The sequence below is a fragment of the Thalassotalea sp. G2M2-11 genome, from assembly GCF_017168195.1.
Taxonomy (GTDB): Bacteria; Pseudomonadota; Gammaproteobacteria; order Enterobacterales; family Alteromonadaceae; genus Thalassotalea_E.
This window is the reverse complement of record NZ_JADNYL010000001.1, coordinates 346,907-364,823: the sequence shown is the minus strand read 5'-3', so window position 1 is coordinate 364,823 and position 17,917 is coordinate 346,907. Positions and strand designations below refer to the sequence as shown.

Sequence of the window (17,917 nt, the reverse complement as noted above, 5' to 3'; positions counted from 1 at the left end):
TTCATGATTTATTTGTTATATCCTAACGCTATAACTATATTTACAGGATAGCTATATTCAATGACATAAGGGTTATTTTATTGATGAATGTTTCTTTCACTATCGAACAATATCTTAATAAGTTGCCTTTTTGTGTAGCCTTAGTAAAAGATGATGAGTTAACTTCCAATCATAAAATCATATTTTTAAATACACGATTTAATAAAGAACTAGGTTGGTCACTCCAAGATATTCCCGATAAAAGCACTTGGTTTAAAGTTGCCTTTCCTGACAAAGACTATCAAAAAGTAGTTACCGCACAATGGGAGTTGGTTATTGAATCTGTTGATGAAAACGCTGAGTACGTTTCCATGGATGTGAACATCAAAAGCAAATTCAATGGCACACACCGATATAGGGTATATTGTGAAGTTAACGAATATTTATTTGATGATTATTATATGGTGTTTTTCTCCCCTCTCAGTTAATCCTATTAACGCCCACCATAACTGAGATCATTTTAACCCTCCTTTGTTAATCGTGATTAATCACCATAATTTATCAAGCTATAAATATCAGATACTGTTAAGTTACTGTTTTATTGGACTTAGCACTATTTATTATACAAACCTGAGGTTAAATAGTACTTGCATATCACTGATGGCCTTAACATTTCCCACGCTTTCTATCACAACCAAATCGCAAAAAAGGATGCCGAAGCCCCCTTTTTCAATCAGTTCTAATGTGAAGCCAAAATATCGAGAACAGTCGATGCTACTTCTTCGGTACAGCGATACAACACCAACTCATGCATCACCTTCTTTTTGTTACCGTCAGATAACAAGAAAGGCGCCTAAGCGCCTTTCCTAATCAGTTTAGATATTCTATCTAACCATCAATTAGTCGATGCTATCTCTTAGGTACAGCGATACAACACCAACTCATGCATCACCTTCTTTTTGTTACCCAGATAGCAAGAAAGGCGCCTAAGCGCCTTTCCTAATCAGTTTAGATATTCTATCTAACCATCAATTAGTCGATGCTATCTCTTAGGTACAGCGATACAACACCAACTCATGCATCACCTTCTTTTTGTTACCGCCAGATAGCAAGAAAGACGCCTAAGCGCCTTTCTTAATCAGTTTAGATATTCTATCTAATCATCAATTAGTCGATGATTTTTGATACAACACCAGCACCTACTGTACGACCACCTTCACGGATAGCGAAGCGTAAACCTTCGTCCATCGCTACTGGGTTGATTAGCTCTACAACAAACTTCAAGTTGTCGCCTGGCATTACCATTTCTACACCTTCAGGTAATTCTACTGCACCTGTGATGTCAGTTGTACGGAAGTAGAACTGTGGACGGTAACCTTTGAAGAATGGTGTATGACGACCACCTTCATCTTTTGATAATACGTAAACTTCTGACTCAAACTTAGTGTGAGGAGAAATTGAACCTGGTGCACATAATACTTGACCACGCTCTACGTCTTCACGCTTAAGACCACGTAAAAGAATACCACAGTTCTCACCTGCACGACCTTCGTCAAGCAACTTACGGAACATCTCTACACCTGTACAAGTAGACTTTTGTGTCTCACGAATACCAACGATTTCTACTTCTTCACCTACTTTGATGATACCACGCTCAACACGACCTGTTACAACCGTACCACGACCTGAAATTGAGAATACGTCTTCAATCGGCATGATGAATGCACCGTCAATCGCACGCTCTGGCTCTGGAATGTATGTATCTAATTGGTCTGCTAATTCAATGATTTTCTCTTCCCATTGTGCTTCGCCGTTCAATGCACCTAATGCTGAACCTTGAATCACTGGTAAGTCATCACCTGGGAATTCGTATTCTGAAAGTAATTCACGTACTTCCATTTCTACTAATTCTAATAACTCTTCGTCATCTACCATGTCACATTTGTTCATGAATACGATGATGTAAGGTACACCAACCTGACGTGATAATAAGATGTGCTCACGTGTTTGTGGCATTGGACCATCTGTCGCTGCTACTACTAAGATAGCACCGTCCATTTGTGCAGCACCTGTGATCATGTTTTTAACGTAATCGGCGTGACCTGGACAGTCTACGTGTGCGTAGTGACGGATTGCTGTATCGTACTCAATGTGAGAGGTATTGATTGTAATACCACGCTCACGCTCTTCTGGAGCGTTATCGATTTGTGCGAAATCACGAACATCACCACCGTGAGTTTTTGTTAATACCGCAGAGATAGCAGCTGTTAACGTAGTTTTACCGTGGTCAACGTGTCCGATAGTACCTACGTTTACGTGCGGTTTCGAACGTTCAAATTTTTCTTTAGCCATTTTAAAATACCTCTAGGGTCTTAACAAATGTAATAATTTATATGAATGTAATGATATTAGATAGAATATAAGAAGTGGTGCTGATAGGCAGATTTGAACTGCCGACCTCACCCTTACCAAGGGTGCGCTCTACCAACTGAGCTATATCAGCACGACGACAAAGATGGAGCGGACGGCGGGAATCGAACCCGCAGCTTTAGCTTGGAAGGCTAAGGTATTACCACTATACGACGTCCGCATATTCTATCAGAATATCTCTATAAAAAATGGTGGAGGGAGGTGGATTCGAACCACCGAAGGCGGAGCCGTCAGATTTACAGTCTGATCCCTTTGGCCACTCGGGAACCCCTCCATATTTTTTAACTCACTATTTAAAGTGTATTAATGGTGCCGACTGCCGGAGTCGAACTGGCGACCTACTGATTACAAGTCAGTTGCTCTACCAACTGAGCTAAGTCGGCACTACATTAAGTGGTGCGAATTCTAGAGTAATGTTTTGCCCCTTGCAATACAAAAACGTAAAAAAAAGCATGTTTTTTACTGTTTGACGTTTTTTTATTCAACACTTAGTTAAAAAATAAGACATCAATGGCCATAACTAAGCATACCAACAAATAATAAATCACAAATAACATGATTATCACTGGTTAATAACGCTGCTAACGATTTTGCATTACCACCCGTTAGTATCACAATTAATGCTTGTTCGGAAATTTTCAATTGTTGTTGAGCAAGTTGCTTTGCCGTGTCGATAGCACTTAAAGTTGCAACCCAAGCACCTTGATTGACTGCCTCTGAAGTATTTTTAGCAAAGGCAATATCGTCAATCGCTTTAGTTTCAGCGACCACATTTTCGGTGTTAGCCAATAAGCTACTACATAATAAATTTACCCCAGGTAAGATCCAGCCTCCACAATGCTCCCCTGTCGCCTGTAATAGATCAATCGTTGTCGCTGTCCCTGCATCAATAACCAAACAATGGTTATCCGGAAAGAGTTTTTTTGCGCCAAGCAGTGCTAACCAACGGTCAACCCCTAGGCATTCAGGCATATCATAGGCACAAGTAACACCAAAACGCTGCGCTTGCGTTTGTATAACCAAACAATCAATAGCTCGTTTTTGAAACCAATGTTCTATCAGCTCTGTCACTTGTTGCTGTGATACATTGGCAATCAGACATTGAGCTACGTGATCACATTGTTGAGATAACCAGGTATGTGACAATGAAGCGGTATCAACATAATGTACCGCTGACATCTGGCCATTATCATAAAACACATACTTAGTACGAGTGTTACCAATATCAAACAATACCTTCATTCACGTCCCCGAACACTTACTTCACCGCCGTAAACAGGCTTTATTTGTCCGTCACTTTCCAGCAATAGTGCCCCTTGATTATTGATACCTCGGCAAACACCTAACACTTCTCTATCTCCCGTTATCAACTTCACTGATTTATTTAAATACAAATCCTGAGCTAACCAATCATCCACCATAGTAACAATACCATGATGTTTGTGTTGTTCTAATCGGGTATATAAGGCATTGATAATGGCTGCACATAGCTCATTTCGGTCAACTTGAGTTGTCAGGTGAGATTGTAAATCTGTCCAAGGCTGATCAATTTCATTGGCGGCATCTAATGGCATCGCAATATTCAGTCCTATGCCAATAACACTATGACAGGGTTCTAATGCTTGTCCTTCAAGATCAATTAAAATCCCAGCTAACTTTTTACCCTCGAGGTAAATATCATTCGGCCACTTCAACTCCACATCAATCTGGTAAAGCCGCTTAATCGCATCACTGACAGCTAAAGCAGTTACCACACTCAGTCCCATAGCCGCAGACATACCTTGTTCTAAGTACCAATACATAGACATATAAATATGTGAACCAAATGGCGATATCCACTGTCGGCCTCGCCGTCCTCGCCCAGCAGATTGGTATTCAGCAATGATCGTTTGCCCTTGTTTAATTTGATGAGGAATACGACGCATTAAATAACTATTGGTTGAATCAATCAGTGCATGCACTTCTAACTTAGTCGCTAATGCTTGTACGGAAAGTTGGGCGAGGATGCTTGTTTTATCGAGCAATAAAATGGGAGAAGCTAATCGATACCCTTTACCAGTCACACTGAAGACATCAATTCCCATCTCTGCTAGACCCGCAATTTGCTTTGAAACTGCGGCGCGGCTAATACCCAGCTCTTTACCTATCAGTTCACCAGAAACAAACTGTCCGCTAGCTAATTGTTTGATTAGTTGTTCTTTTACTGAATTTGCCATACTAACGTTGCTTTTCTTTATGAACTAATGGCATTAAGCCTTTGTCATCTAACAAACGCACTTCAGGCTCTAGCCAGATATCAAATTTCTGTGCAACTTGCTGCTGTACGTATTGCGCTAATTGATAAATGTCTTTACCCGTTGCCTGTCCATGATTGACCAACACTAATGCTTGCTGCTTATGCACGCCAGCTTCACCTTGCCTATAACCTTTCAAGCCACTTTGCTCAATTAACCAGCCCGCTGCGAGCTTTACTTGATTATCCTCTTGTGGGTAGGATGGCATATTAGGGTAAACCTGCTGTAATTTATGAAAAACATCAAGCTCGACAATTGGGTTTTTAAAAAAACTGCCCGCATTCGGTAAAATTTTAGGATCCGGTAATTTTGCTTGGCGAAGCTGTACAACTTGATTAAATACTTGCTCAGCTGTTGCCTGTAGCCCTAACGCTTCTAAGCCCTGATAAGATAAGTTAGGCCCCCATTGTTTAGATAACGTAAGGGTGACGGACACTATCAGTCCTTTTCCGTAATATTGGTGCTTAAAAATACTGTCGCGGTAGGCGAACTGGCATTGCGCTTTCGACAGAGTGTGAAGTTTCTGCTTAGCAAATTCATACCATTGAACACTTTTCACTACATCGGCAAGCTCAACACCATAAGCACCAATATTTTGCACTGGCGCAGCCCCAACACTACCAGGGATCAGCGCTAAATTTTCTATCCCGTGATAACCACGGGCTAAACAAAACTCAACCAATTGATGCCAGTTTTCACCGCTTTTTACTGTCAGCTCAACTTGATGCGCAGCTTCTTTTACACTTATACCAGTAAAATTAGGCTGAATAATAGTAGGCGTTGTGGATTCAACAAATAAGGTATTACTACCTTCCCCTAAAATATAAAACGACTGGTCAGGTAAAGGAAAAATGTCGTTGAGCTGCTCTATAGAACTTGGCGCATAGTAATGAGGGCAATAAGCAGCAATAGCAAAGCTATTATATTGGGTCAATTGCAATTGATGACTCGCTAACAAGATTGATTAAAACAAAAAATTTCAACTATTGTAATGCAAAAGTATCAGCAGCGGTATGCTTTATCCGATAATTGACAACCGCCTTTATCCATATTTTCGCACGGGGAGTTTAATAATATTCGTTTTGTCATGATAATACTTATTATGATAGTTATCGGTATCAATATTTTCACTTTGATTGACAATAACACCGCCGATTGGGGCATTGACCTGACTTAACACTTTAAGACCCGAAGTAATGTGTTCACGTTTAGTCTTAGTGCTATGAACAACATATAATACGCTATCGACTGAACGAGAGGTGATAGCAGCATCACTCACCGCGTTAACAGGTGGTGTTTCAATGATAATACGATCATAAAAATTACTAAAAACTTTGATCAACATATTAAATCGTTTCATCGATAAAAATGCTAACGGGTTAGCTGGGGTGATCCCTGACGTTAAAATATCCAACCTAACATTGGTATCTCGCACAATACACTCATTAATTTGATGGGTTTTGGCTAATAAATTAGACAAACCTGGGCGGTGCATATCAAGGTCTAAACTTTTATATATCGTGGGATGACGCATATCCGCCTCAATCAGGAGCACCTTTTCCATCTCACTAAATGAACGAGCCAGTTGCAATGCCACGGTTGACTTGCCTTCATTGGGTACAGAAGAAGTAATAGCGATAACTTGCGGCGGCTTTTTATCATTGCTCAGCAACAGTGATGTCCTTAACGAACGAATCGCCTCAACAAAACGGTTATCCGTACAAGTACCTTTTTGATAATCTCGAGTCGCTTTAAATTTAGGTAGCACCGCAAGAATGTCTGCCTCATGAAAGCTATCTAACTTACGACGAGAATTTAATGTATCCATTAACAGCTCTTTCATCACGACAATAAATGCCGTCAAGGCGACCGATAAAACGAAGCCCATGATCACCATTAAAGATTTATTCGGAGCAACGGGAAACTGAGGGGTGATTGCTTTATCAATAAAGCGTACATAAAAATTGGATTTATAATTCCCCATCGCATCGGTTTCTTTTAATCGAACCAAATAACTACTATAAAGCTCTTTATTAGTTTCCACCTCTCGTTGTAATTGTGAAAAGCGATTATTCAAACGGCTAATACGTAGAAATTCAGCTTTTGTTTTAGCTAAACGTTCATCAAGAGCCTCTACTTTGGCTTGCGCGACGAAATAAGCTTCCTCAATCGCTGTCACTTGCTCCGCCACTTGCCTGGCCAAGTTTGTGCTTAGCGACTGTAACTCGGCTTCCACTGATTTGCGCTTTGGATGTTTTGGACCATAACGCTGCGACAGCTCATTTACTTTGCTTTCCAATTGATCTTGCGCGGTACGTAATTTGATATAACTAGGGCTATTGGTTATCTCGGAAAGTTCAATCAGTAGTAAGGGCTCCCCTTTATGCTGCTGAATAAACTGATAAGTCACCTTCAAATCATCAACTTGTTTAGAGGCTTTTAACGCAGAAGAAGTAAGCTCAGTCAGTTCCGATTCAATTAAGCCTGCAATCCCTTTTACATCGACAATGCCTTCTTGCTCTCTAAACGCCTGCAATGCCTGCTCAGATACCTCTAACTTAACCGCCAATTCTTGTAATTGGTCAACCAGCCAATGTGAGGTGGACTCTTTTGACGCACTGTGTAATTCATCTTGATATTCCAAGTAAGTTTGACCAATTTGATTGGCCACTTCACTGGCTAACTCGGCATCATAGGCAGTAAAGCTTATTTTCACTAACTCGGTATCAACAATCGGCGTAATGGTTAAACCCGCTTGTAATATTGCCACCGCTTGGCTAAACGATAAGCTAGTTATTTGCTCAGCGTCATTGTCCGAAAATAACGCATGTTCTTTATATTTACCACTGCTGAAGGCTGGATGCTCAGTAAGCTGCAAAGTGGTTACCACTCGTTCAGCAAATTTACGAGATCGTAACAGTTCGTATTGTGTTTGTACTTGTTCCCAACTCGCAGCAGATTCATTAAAAGCTTTCTTAATTGATAAGGTATTACTCGGTTGATTACTGCCTATTTGCAGTATCGCTGTCGCTTGATAAGACGGCATCAAAAAAGAGGCGTACAATCCTACTGCTAGCGAAACTAGTAGTGCAAAAGCTAATATTTTCCATCGTTTACTCCACAGTGGGCTTAATATTTCCTTTAAAACAACTTCTTCTTGCGTTGCTGCTAACTGTAGATGTTCTTTATCACTCAAAAAAAACTTTGCTCTATTTTAATTATGTCATCGGGTAATATTGGGGTCATTACAACCCCAGTTACTACCATGCTTTTACCATCAACTGTCCTTGTAATTTTCCAATCCGTTTTAGATGCTCGACTGGTTAAACCGCCAGCCAATGCAATCGCTTTATCTAATGTCAAATCATCTTGATACGAATAACCACCTGGGGTTTTCACTTGCCCATGAATAAAGAAGGGGCGGTACTCAACAATCGAGACAGTTACTTGAGGGTCAATCAAATAATCACCTAATAACCCGTTACTAATTTTTTGTGCTAAGGACTTAGTTGATAGCCCAATCACTTTAATATCATCTAAAAAAGGAAACGAAATGATGCCCGATTTACTGATTTTTGTATTAAGGGTTAAATCTGGCTCACCATAGACTGAAATTAAAATTTTATCGCCTGCTCCTAACAAATAGTCAGAAGCATTAGCACTGCTAATTAATAGAACAAAAAAAACACTCGCCAGTATTCTCATGAGTTGCCCCAATTAATGCTAAACACGAACATTGACCCCAAACACTACCGCATTCCGTTGATAATCTAACAATAACGTTTCGGTATTAAAGTTTTCAAAATGGTAACGTAGATAAAACGATAACCACTCATTACGCTGATAATTTACACTTGCCTGAGCAAACCAATAATCTTCTTCAATATGCATATTGCTGTACATCACTTGCTCTTGGTTAACTCCTACTTGCACTTCACTGGTTAAATAGGGATAAAACTGATGTGATAATTCCATGCGATGACTGTCGACAACCCGATAGCTATTGTTCAATCTGTTCGCTTCCTGAAAATCCCGACTTGAGCGCACTATAAATTTTGTCGAATCAATCGGATGCCAATACCAATCTAAGCGCCAACTGAACGCACTATCATCGTCAAACCCTGGCTGTTCAAATGCAACTTTTTGATAACCTAATAACGCAGACAAGCGCGTTGCTATTGATGTTTGCCACTTAATACCTGCCAGCCCAGTTATCTTTTGCTTATTTTGTTGTTGGTTATGAGTGAACTCAATGTTTTGTATATCCAGCTCACTCGCTAAGTAAGTACTTCCTGACAATAAATAATCAAAGCTAATACCCGCTTGCTGTCGTTGATGATCAAGTGTGCGTGTCAACGCTCTGCGTGTTTGATATCGACTATCATAAAAACTTAAATTCACAGACAATTTCGCCATTGAGTCTGTCTGACCAAATAAATAACCAGCATCAAATGAGGTAATGGCTTTACTATCTCCAACTCGTAAAGACTCAGCAGCTCCTAATGACAAGCCAGTACCTCTTAACTCATACTGCTCCTGTGCTTTGCCACGTAAATAAAATATTTGTTTATCTGCAACTTTATAACGATAGCTTGGTGATATCACAAAGTTACTATGGTTATCTTGAGAAAATTTTTGGTAGTTATAATGATGAAAATTCCCATCTAACGAGAACAATTGTCGCTGCTGCGCTACTTGTAGTTTTGCTTGACTATGTATGGCAACGTAAGAAGTTGCCTTCCTTTGTTGATAACTATATAGAAAATTATCGATATAACCCAGTTCAGGTGTTATCCGCAGTTCAAATATGTTACCTGTTTTAGTATGAAATAAATTTTGTTCACCGACCGCATGTACTGAGAACAAAAGCATCCCAAACACGGCAAAACAAATTGTCATTTCACGCACAATCATTAATGTATTTTACGAATATTATTCTTATTGTCTGCTTATTGCACAGCATTTCAGCATAAAAAACAAGTTTTAAACCTAATAATTACACATTTGTAACATCATGTGACGATATAGCACCGCCATAATTCACTACAAAACCAATTAAATCAATACATTACTTAATAAGCTTTGATAGGTGACGATAAAGGTGGCGAAAGTAGCCTTGTGCCAGCGATAAACAATCATTGCCGCCGTATAGCGAACGGATCACTGAAACACGATAACCATGAACCACCTCAATCATGGCTTCAAACCGGCCAAAATCACTTTGCTGTTTAAGGTAGCGCTTAGTTGCTCGAGTAAGCTGTCGCTCAGCGTAGTCAGTTAACGATTTATTTTGTCCTAGTTCTGGCAATATTGTCAGTGAAAATAAAGACTGTAAACGCACAACAACCGTAATCAAAATGGCTTGCTTTCCTACTCGCTCAAAATGCTGCTGCACAGCCAACCAATCAATATCATTATAGAAATATCGAGCGATCATATAGATATGATGTAATTGACCAAGGTTTAACTTGTTCTTGCGGTAATTGTCATCTGCCAGTTCAGAATGGGCCACCGCAAGTATAAATTGATGCGTAGCAGACAATTGCTCAACATGATTGGCATTCGAGATCATTAAAGGACTCGCTTTTTGCCATGCTTGCTGAGTTGTCAACATATTGCTGAGTGAGTATTTTAACGGCAAATAGTGTAACTCAATGGATGTGACACTATTTGCCCGTTTTAAGGCCGGCAAATGATGATGGTGATGTGGGTGTATATCAAAAGGCTGGGTAAACTCCTGATAACCATCTTGTTGCAATACTTGCTGAGCTTTTAGTAATTGCTCTTGAGGGATGAGTAAATCAATATCGACCATGTATCGACTACTGTTATTGTCATAAGTGCCATTTAAAATACTGGCAGCACCTTTCAACAACAGCACACGAATATCGTTGGCAGTTAAAAGCTGGCAACAATGGTGTATTTCTTCCAGTATTTTATCTGTTCGCTCCTGATAAGTCTGTGCGATTTGCGCCAAATATTCTCTTAGCAATGGCGGTAGAGCTTGCCACAATTGCTTATGTTTTAGTTGCTCTATGAGAGCTGACGTCAACCAAAACTCATTTGCTATTTGTACTATGGGTAAGTAGTGTTTTTCATCGTTAAGAACGACGATTGTCTCTGTACAATCTAACTCACTAGCTGTTAATAGTTGGGTGAACAGTTCAAGATGATAATGTGTTATCGGTGGCAATTTCTGCTGTGACATAGCATTAACTCGATAACTTCTCTAACACGCTATTCGAGCAAGCATATTGCATACGACTACGCGTCATCCGACTCAAAAAAACAAATAATCGCTCAACAAGGTTAATATCAAGTTTTTGATGCACTTGATAACCACTTTGCGTTAATACAGCTAACGCCTCTATCACAGTCAAGGGCTGCTCTTGAAAGCCTTCATTGCACTCACTGCCCTGCTCAGCAGCCGTAAATTCTGGGTTAATCAAGCGCATTTGACATGACGGTGTTGGTGAAACGACAAATTGCTGTGGCCATAAATATTTGACCACTCGTCCATCTTGTTTTCGCCAAGCGCTTTGCTTTGCTAAACTCGGATACTCAGCGGTCAGCACAGGCCAACTTCCAGATTTAACCGCTATCGGTAACGCCAGCGAGATTAAATTAAAATCGGGATCTAACACCATCATTTCATCAGAGTACAAGGCAAAGCCGCGCTGAGCTAATTGCGCCGCTAATGTTGATTTCCCTGCTCCTGACACTCCTGGCAATAAAAGACATTGGTTTGAATTTTTCAGTGCAGCTCCATGGAAACAAAAAAGATAATCACTTTTTTGGTAAGCAAGTACTTGCATACGCTCAATTAATTCGGGCATTAACTGTTCATAGGGCAGTGATTGTTCAATACAATAACCATTACAGCTAAATGAAAATCTATGATCACTGTGTTGACGGATCTCAACATAAAAATCAATTAGTTTATTGTGCTTTCTACAAGGTGCTAGCAATCGACTGACTTCATCAGTAAACGCCACAGAATCCGCTTCAATGACAAAGTAACTGTCATTAACACAGTAACATTTTGACGAACAGCTATCTATTTCCGGTACTGGTCGACTTATTTCGGGATACTGCTCGGCTAAATAGTGTTTTTCCTGCGGTTGTTTATTAAACAAATCAGACACTGAAGCAAGGTGAGATTCGATATCTACTTGACGGCAGTCACTAGCCTTTAACACCTGTTGAATGGCTTGTTGCTCTGATACCCCTTGATCTAGGGCTAACAATAAGCTCACGGATAAAGGAGATAAATGAAATAACGATTGTTTTATATGATGGAACACTAAAGCACTATCATTTTCAACAAATAGCGTTAAATAATCTGTATTAAGAGAGAACTTAGTCACAGTCATCATGACATAACCCAAAGGTCACTATCGACAACCTTTACCGTTTCTGTTGCAGCCTGAACGGGGGGGAGCAGAGTTGGCAGGTGACATCATAGTAGTGAGAGCAATAGGCGTGATTGCGGCAAGTTTACCGAACTTTTCCATAAACCTCCTGCGTTGCTCATCTGTTTCAATATGCGATGCATCTGCTAACGGCTGATTTTGTTTTATACTTTGTTCTTGTTGTTGACTCATACGCTACAGTACGATAGTGAAAGCTTAATGACAAAAGCATATCACTATACGACTGTAAAAACTAATGGGTTAAATGCGCTTAATGAACACTTTTGATCGGCGCTGAAAGTTATACATTTGTTTTTTACTTTCAGGTAATTTTTCAATGGGCTGCTCAACAAAGCCTTGCTCAATAAACCAATGACCACTAACGGTTGTGAGCACAAAGACCGTATTAAGCCCTTGTTTTTTAGCATTGTCGACTATTGCCGCCATTAACCGCTCTCCGCGATTACCCTTACGATAATCTGGATGGATCACCACACATGCTACTTCACCACTATTTTCTTCTGGGTAAGGGTACAATGCCGCACAGGCAATAATCACATCTTCTTTTTTGATGATGGTGAAGCGATCAATTTCCACTTCAAGCAATTCACGCGAACGTTTAACCAGTACCCCTTCTTCTTCCAGCGGTTGGATCAATTCTAAGATGCCTGCAACGTCATCAATGGTTGCGGTAGATATTTGCTCTTTGTGATCTTTGGCGATCAACGTGCCTGAACCATCACGAGTAAATAACTCTTGCAACAAGGCAGTATCACTTTGATAACTCACACAATGGCAACGTTCAACGCCATTTTCACCCGATTGAATAATTGATCTGAGTAACAACTGACGGACATGACAGTCGTTTTCATCCAACAAGGTTTTCACTGTTCGCACACTACAGCTACGGATCAGCTTGCCACCATGATCAATTAAACCATCGTCTTCCGTTAAGGCAATTAATTTATCCGCTTTCAAAGCTATCGCTGTTTGCGTCGCCACATCTTCTAACGCCAAATTAAACACTTCACCGGTGGGTGAATAACCGATAGGAGAAAGCAAGACAATCGAGCCATAATCGAGCTGTTTGTTGATACCGTCGGCATCAATCCTTCTGACACTACCGGTATATTTATAATCAACGCCGTTGCGCACTCCCATAGGCTTAGCAATAACAAAATTGCCGGTACTGACACGAATTTGCGAACCATGCATCGGTGAATTCACCACGCCCATGGTCAACAAAGCCTCGATGTGCAAACGCAAAGAACCGGTGGCATCTTTAACCGCCACCAAAGTATCAGCATCGGTCACACGAATGTTATTTTCGATATGTCGACTAATGCCTCGCCCTATCATTCGATCTTCAATTTGTGGCCTTGCACCATGCACGACCACTAATTTCACCCCTAAGCTACGTAGCAATGAAATATCATGGATAATGTTAGCAAAATTAGGATGTAATACCGCTTCACCACCAAACATCAATACCACGGTTTTACCACGATGCGCATTAATATATGGAGCAGCATTTCTAAACCACTTGACATAATTTTGATCACTATTCACTATTTGTTGCATGGTGTCACTCACTGCCTAATTACTTCTGTTGACCCAAAATATATTCCATGGCTACTTCATCAGCAGCATCTTTATTAGGACTTGGTTCACTGTCTTCGATAATATTTTCAGCTAGTAAGCTTTTATCCATTTCAGTAAAGCCGAGCTTGGCAAAATATTGTGGAATATAAGTTAAGACAATAATTTGCTCGAGTTCCATTTGCTGAGCAAATTCAAGCAAATACTGCACTAAGGCTTGACCTTGCCCTTGGTTTTGCGCTTGCTTATCAATCACAATTGAGCGTATTTCAGCTAACCCTGTTTGATAGATATACAAGGACGCACAACCAACAACTTCACCATCGATTTCAGCAACAACAAAATTTTGAATATCATGAATAATGTTATCTCGACTACGCGGTAATATTTCCCCTTGCTCTGCCCAGTAATTGACCTGCTGATGGATGTTATCAACATCTGACATACGGGCACGACGAACCGACATTGCCGCAGCGCGTTGAGCATTCAAGCGTTGTTTTACTTGCCTTAGGGCAATTTGAATTTGTTGCTTACCCGGCGCACCCACGACTTGTTCATTGAGAATTTCTTCATTACCCGATTGAATTGACGCTAATGCTTTTTCCACTTGCACACGTGAGGTGCCACCTAATGCTTCACGTTTATCGAGCGTCGATTCTATCGATAAATGTTGGTAAACGTCCTGTTCAATTTTCTCACTAAATTCTTGCAACTGCGTTAAGGTTAAATCTTCTAACGGACAGCCTTTATCAATCGCCGCAAGGACCACTTCACCGACGATATGGTGCGCTTCCCGAAATGGAATATCTTTACTGACTAAGTAATCAGCAAGTTCAGTCGCATTAGCATACCCTTGTTGAGCGGCCGCTAGCGTTCTTGAACGATTAACTTTTAGGCCATCTGCGACTAATACTGCCATTTCCATACATTCTTGCCATGTATCCATGGCATCAAAAAGTCCTTCTTTGTCTTCTTGCATATCCTTGTTATAAGCAAGTGCGAGTGCTTTCATTGTGGTTAACATACCAGTTAACGAGCCAAATACCCGACCTGCTTTACCACGAATTAATTCACACGCATCTGGGTTTTTCTTCTGTGGCATTAATGAAGAACCTGAGCTCACTAAATCGCTCATTTCAACAAATCCTGCTTCGCCTGAATTATAAAAAATTAAATCTTCAGCAAAACGTGATAAATGCATCATTGAAATACTCGCTGCAGCAAGCAATTCAATGACATGATCACGATCAGAGACCGCATCTAAACTATTCATAGTTGCGGTTCTAAACCCTAAACGATGAGCGAGCGCATTACGATCTATGGGGTAAGCCGTGCCCGCTAACGCACCTGAACCTAATGGTGAAGTATCTAAGCGATACAGCGCATCTTTTAAACGGCCAATATCACGGTTGAACATTTCAACATAGGCTAAACACCAGTGACCAAATGTGACTGGTTGCGCACGCTGCAAGTGAGTATAGCCAGGCAATACCGTGTCTTTTTCACGTTCCGCTAAGTTCATCATCGCTTGTTGTAAATTCACCAAAGCAAATAATAAATCACCGCCTGATTCTTTACACCACAGTTTCAGATCCGTGGCAACCTGATCGTTACGACTACGTCCGGTATGTAGTTTCTTACCGAGATCGCCCGTTTTTTCGATCAACTGGATCTCTACCCAGCTATGAATATCTTCAGCATCAGAGGCTAAAATTTGCTTTGGGTTTTCTTCCACCGACGCTTTTAGCTCTGCCAATGCTGCCGTTAAGCGTTTCAGTTCATCATCAGTTAATATACCGACTTCATGAATGGCTTGTGCCCAAGCCATTGAACCAACGATATCTTGCACTGCCATACGATAATCAACCGGCAGTGAATCATTAAATTTTTTAAACTGAATACTGGCTTTTTCTTTAAACCGACCGCCCCATAACGCCATAATTATTTATCCTTCTGCGAAAGAGCTGTAATTCTGCTAGATAAGCTAAATAAACGGATAAAACCTTCAGCATGTTTTTGGTCATAAACATCATCAGCACCAAAGGTTGCAAATTCTTCGGAATACAAGCTATTTGGTGAGCGACGTTGCGTCACCGTGGCATTACCTTTATACATTTTCACCACTACATCACCGGTGACTTGCTCAGCAAACGATGCACCGGCGGCAAGTTGTGCTTTTGCTAAAGGCGTAAACCAGCGACCATCATAAATCACGTGGGAAAATTCTAAACCAACCGACTCACGATATTTCAATGATTCTTTATCTAAGATTAAGGTTTCTAACCCTTTGTATGCCGCCATTAATACTGTACCGCCTGGAGTTTCATAACAGCCACGCGACTTCATACCTACTAAACGGTTTTCAACAATATCAATACGACCAACACCATGGGCCGCAGCTTTTTCATTAAGGTACATTAACGCGTCATAAGCCGATAATTGCTTGCCATCCACCGCAACAAGTTCGCCTTTGTCAAAACTTAATTGTACTGTCTCTGGTGTATCAGGAGCATCCATAGGATCAACCGTCATGGTCCAAACATCTTTTGATGGTTCACACCACGGATCTTCTAACTCACCACCTTCATGAGAAATGTGCCAAGCATTGGCATCACGGCTATAGATTTTAGTCAGTGATGCTGCACAAGGAATGTTACGTTCAGCTAAATAATCTAATAAGTCTTCACGAGAAACCATATCCCATTCACGCCATGGCGCAATGACAGTTAACTCAGGCGCAAGTGCAGCAAAGCAGGATTCAAAACGAACCTGATCGTTACCTTTACCAGTACAGCCATGACAAACGGCATCAGCACCAACTTTTAACGCAACTTCAACATGAGCTTTCGCAATCACTGGGCGTGCCATTGATGTGCCTAATAAATACTGCCCTTCGTATACTGCACCCGTTTTTAAAATTGGGTAGATATAATCTTTAACAAACTCTTCTTTGAGATCGACAACATGACATTCTGATGCGCCTGAGGCAATCGCCTTTTCCTGAATGCCTTCAAGTTCTTCTTCTCCTTGACCAACATCGGCACAAAACGCGACCACTTCACAACCATCATAGTTCTCTTTTAACCAAGGAATGATCGCTGAGGTATCTAAACCACCCGAGTATGCTAATACCACTTTTTTAATTTGTTTTTTCGTTGTTAATGCCATTGTTATTACCTATAAAATTTTAAAATCTGTTGATTGTTTTTACTTTGATCCTATTAATTTAAGATCAACAAAATTTGTTAGTTAACTAGTCCGCTAATAACGAGACCAATACTGCAGCTTGTCCCCACATACGATTTTCAGCTTGCTGAAACACCACTGACAGCTGTTCATCATCAAATAATGCCGTACTGATCTCTTCCTCTAAGTGTGCTGGCTGACAATGCATCACCACGCTAGCTCCGGTAGTTTCCATCAGCTGATGATTCACTTGAAAAGGTGCAAAGTTTGCTAAAATAGTTGCTTTATCTTTAGCATTTTCATCGCCCATAGAGATCCAAGTATCAGTATAGATGGCATCTTGCTGACCGATCGCATCAATATCCGTAGTAAAAGTAAATACCGCACCACTGTTGCTTGCCAATTGCTCTGTTTTACTCAACATAGCTTCACTTGGGCCAAAACCTGATGGACATACCAAGGTGAAGTCGACACCTAAAGTTGCCGCCATTAACATTAAAGAATTTGAGACATTATTCCCGTCACCAACATACGCCAACTTAACTGTAGACAAGTCTGAGAAATTTTCTGTTAATGTAATAAAATCCGCTAATGCTTGGCACGGATGATACAAGTCGCACAACGCGTTAATAACAGGAACTGACGCATGTTGTGCTAACCCTTCGATGGATTGATTTTCAAATACCCGAGCAACAATTGCATCTGCATAGCAAGAAAGGTTTTTCGCATAATCACTGACACGCTCACGCTCACCCAATTTACCATTTTGTTGACCAAGGTAGAGCGCATGACCACCTAACTTGGCAATCCCCATATCAAAACTGACATGTGTTCTCAATGACGGCTTTTCAAAAATCATTGCCACCGATTTACCAGCAAGTGCTTGGTTATATTTTTTCGGTTGTTGCTTAATATCAATTGCTAGGGCTATCAAAGCCTCAATTTGGGCTTTATTTAGCTGGTCATCCGCTAAAAAATGAGCAAAATTTGTTTGTTGTAATGACATTTCTTTGTCCT

15 protein-coding genes and 4 tRNA genes are annotated in these 17,917 nt (G+C 40.6%); 1 reads left to right on the top strand and 18 read right to left on the bottom strand.

From position 1 onward, the window contains the following. Positions 1–80 precede the first annotated feature (80 nt). Complete coding sequence (locus tag IV514_RS01550; protein WP_206483155.1) at positions 81–467, top strand: hypothetical protein; 387 nt, start codon at positions 81–83, stop codon at positions 465–467. Between the two features lie 679 nt (positions 468–1,146). Here the strand turns inward: IV514_RS01550 and tuf are convergent. The 18 genes from tuf to IV514_RS01460 form a co-directional block, all read right to left on the bottom strand. Then, positions 1,147–2,331: an elongation factor Tu gene (tuf, locus tag IV514_RS01545; protein WP_206483154.1), complete on the bottom strand. Its 1,185-nt coding sequence runs from the start codon at positions 2,329–2,331 to the stop codon at positions 1,147–1,149. Positions 2,332–2,406: 75 nt separating this feature from the next. After that, a tRNA-Thr gene (locus IV514_RS01540) sits at positions 2,407–2,482 on the bottom strand. Between the two features lie 13 nt (positions 2,483–2,495). Next, positions 2,496–2,569, bottom strand: a tRNA-Gly gene (locus IV514_RS01535). 29 nt (positions 2,570–2,598) lie between these two features. Next, positions 2,599–2,683: transfer RNA gene (locus IV514_RS01530), tRNA-Tyr, on the bottom strand. A gap of 33 nt (positions 2,684–2,716) precedes the next feature. After that, positions 2,717–2,792, bottom strand: a tRNA-Thr gene (locus IV514_RS01525). Positions 2,793–2,916: 124 nt separating this feature from the next. Next, the gene (locus IV514_RS01520) at positions 2,917–3,651 is read right to left on the bottom strand and encodes a type III pantothenate kinase (RefSeq protein WP_206483153.1); all 735 of its coding nucleotides are present in this window, start codon (positions 3,649–3,651) and stop codon (positions 2,917–2,919) included. Then, positions 3,648–4,625: a bifunctional biotin--[acetyl-CoA-carboxylase] ligase/biotin operon repressor BirA gene (gene birA / locus IV514_RS01515; RefSeq protein WP_206483152.1), complete on the bottom strand. Its 978-nt coding sequence runs from the start codon at positions 4,623–4,625 to the stop codon at positions 3,648–3,650. Before birA ends, IV514_RS01520 begins: the two co-directional genes overlap by 4 nt. Before the next feature lies 1 nt (position 4,626). Beyond that, positions 4,627–5,643 carry a UDP-N-acetylmuramate dehydrogenase gene (murB, locus tag IV514_RS01510; RefSeq protein ID WP_241242139.1) on the bottom strand — a complete coding sequence of 339 codons (1,017 nt, stop codon included), beginning with the start codon at positions 5,641–5,643 and terminating at the stop codon, positions 4,627–4,629. A 102-nt stretch (positions 5,644–5,745) separates the two neighbouring features. Continuing rightward, a complete protein-coding gene (locus tag IV514_RS01505; RefSeq protein ID WP_206483150.1) occupies positions 5,746–7,899 on the bottom strand; it encodes a polysaccharide biosynthesis tyrosine autokinase in 2,154 nt (717 codons plus the stop codon). Beyond that, positions 7,896–8,408 (bottom strand): polysaccharide biosynthesis/export family protein, encoded by a 513-nt coding sequence (locus IV514_RS01500; RefSeq protein ID WP_206483149.1) that lies wholly within the window; start codon positions 8,406–8,408, stop codon positions 7,896–7,898. Before IV514_RS01500 ends, IV514_RS01505 begins: the two co-directional genes overlap by 4 nt. An 18-nt stretch (positions 8,409–8,426) precedes the next feature. Beyond that, on the bottom strand, positions 8,427–9,602 hold the full coding sequence (locus IV514_RS01495) for an outer membrane beta-barrel protein (RefSeq protein WP_206483148.1): 1,176 nt from the start codon (positions 9,600–9,602) through the stop codon (positions 8,427–8,429). Positions 9,603–9,771: 169 nt separating this feature from the next. After that, positions 9,772–10,911 carry a nucleotidyltransferase family protein gene (locus IV514_RS01490; protein ID WP_206483147.1) on the bottom strand — a complete coding sequence of 380 codons (1,140 nt, stop codon included), beginning with the start codon at positions 10,909–10,911 and terminating at the stop codon, positions 9,772–9,774. Positions 10,912–10,915: 4 nt separating this feature from the next. Then, complete coding sequence (locus tag IV514_RS01485) at positions 10,916–12,079, bottom strand: hypothetical protein (protein ID WP_206483146.1); 1,164 nt, start codon at positions 12,077–12,079, stop codon at positions 10,916–10,918. An 18-nt stretch (positions 12,080–12,097) separates the two neighbouring features. Then, positions 12,098–12,307 carry a hypothetical protein gene (locus IV514_RS01480; RefSeq protein ID WP_206483145.1) on the bottom strand — a complete coding sequence of 70 codons (210 nt, stop codon included), beginning with the start codon at positions 12,305–12,307 and terminating at the stop codon, positions 12,098–12,100. A gap of 69 nt (positions 12,308–12,376) precedes the next feature. Continuing rightward, entirely contained in the window at positions 12,377–13,687 is a 1,311-nt protein-coding gene (gene argA / locus IV514_RS01475) for an amino-acid N-acetyltransferase (protein ID WP_206483985.1), read from the bottom strand. Positions 13,688–13,715: 28 nt separating this feature from the next. Continuing rightward, complete coding sequence (gene argH / locus IV514_RS01470; RefSeq protein ID WP_206483144.1) at positions 13,716–15,653, bottom strand: argininosuccinate lyase; 1,938 nt, start codon at positions 15,651–15,653, stop codon at positions 13,716–13,718. Between the two features lie 2 nt (positions 15,654–15,655). After that, entirely contained in the window at positions 15,656–16,882 is a 1,227-nt protein-coding gene (locus IV514_RS01465) for an argininosuccinate synthase (RefSeq protein ID WP_206483143.1), read from the bottom strand. An 85-nt stretch (positions 16,883–16,967) separates the two neighbouring features. Then, positions 16,968–17,906: an ornithine carbamoyltransferase gene (locus tag IV514_RS01460; RefSeq protein WP_206483142.1), complete on the bottom strand. Its 939-nt coding sequence runs from the start codon at positions 17,904–17,906 to the stop codon at positions 16,968–16,970. Positions 17,907–17,917: the final 11 nt, after the last annotated feature.

Bases quoted from the DNA above. Each gene is read 5' to 3' on its own strand.
- IV514_RS01480 (WP_206483145.1), bottom strand. From the start codon at position 12,307: ATGAGTCAACAACAAGAACAAAGTATAAAACAAAATCAGCCGTTAGCA.
- IV514_RS01495 (WP_206483148.1), bottom strand. From the start codon at position 9,602: ATGACAATTTGTTTTGCCGTGTTTGGGATGCTTTTGTTCTCAGTACAT.
- IV514_RS01500 (WP_206483149.1), bottom strand. From the start codon at position 8,408: ATGAGAATACTGGCGAGTGTTTTTTTTGTTCTATTAATTAGCAGTGCT.
- birA (WP_206483152.1), bottom strand. From the start codon at position 4,625: ATGGCAAATTCAGTAAAAGAACAACTAATCAAACAATTAGCTAGCGGA.
- IV514_RS01465 (WP_206483143.1), bottom strand. From the start codon at position 16,882: ATGGCATTAACAACGAAAAAACAAATTAAAAAAGTGGTATTAGCATAC.
- IV514_RS01485 (WP_206483146.1), bottom strand. From the start codon at position 12,079: ATGATGACTGTGACTAAGTTCTCTCTTAATACAGATTATTTAACGCTA.
- IV514_RS01460 (WP_206483142.1), bottom strand. From the start codon at position 17,906: ATGTCATTACAACAAACAAATTTTGCTCATTTTTTAGCGGATGACCAG.
- IV514_RS01520 (WP_206483153.1), bottom strand. From the start codon at position 3,651: ATGAAGGTATTGTTTGATATTGGTAACACTCGTACTAAGTATGTGTTT.
- argH (WP_206483144.1), bottom strand. From the start codon at position 15,653: ATGGCGTTATGGGGCGGTCGGTTTAAAGAAAAAGCCAGTATTCAGTTT.
- tuf (WP_206483154.1), bottom strand. From the start codon at position 2,331: ATGGCTAAAGAAAAATTTGAACGTTCGAAACCGCACGTAAACGTAGGT.
- IV514_RS01490 (WP_206483147.1), bottom strand. From the start codon at position 10,911: ATGTCACAGCAGAAATTGCCACCGATAACACATTATCATCTTGAACTG.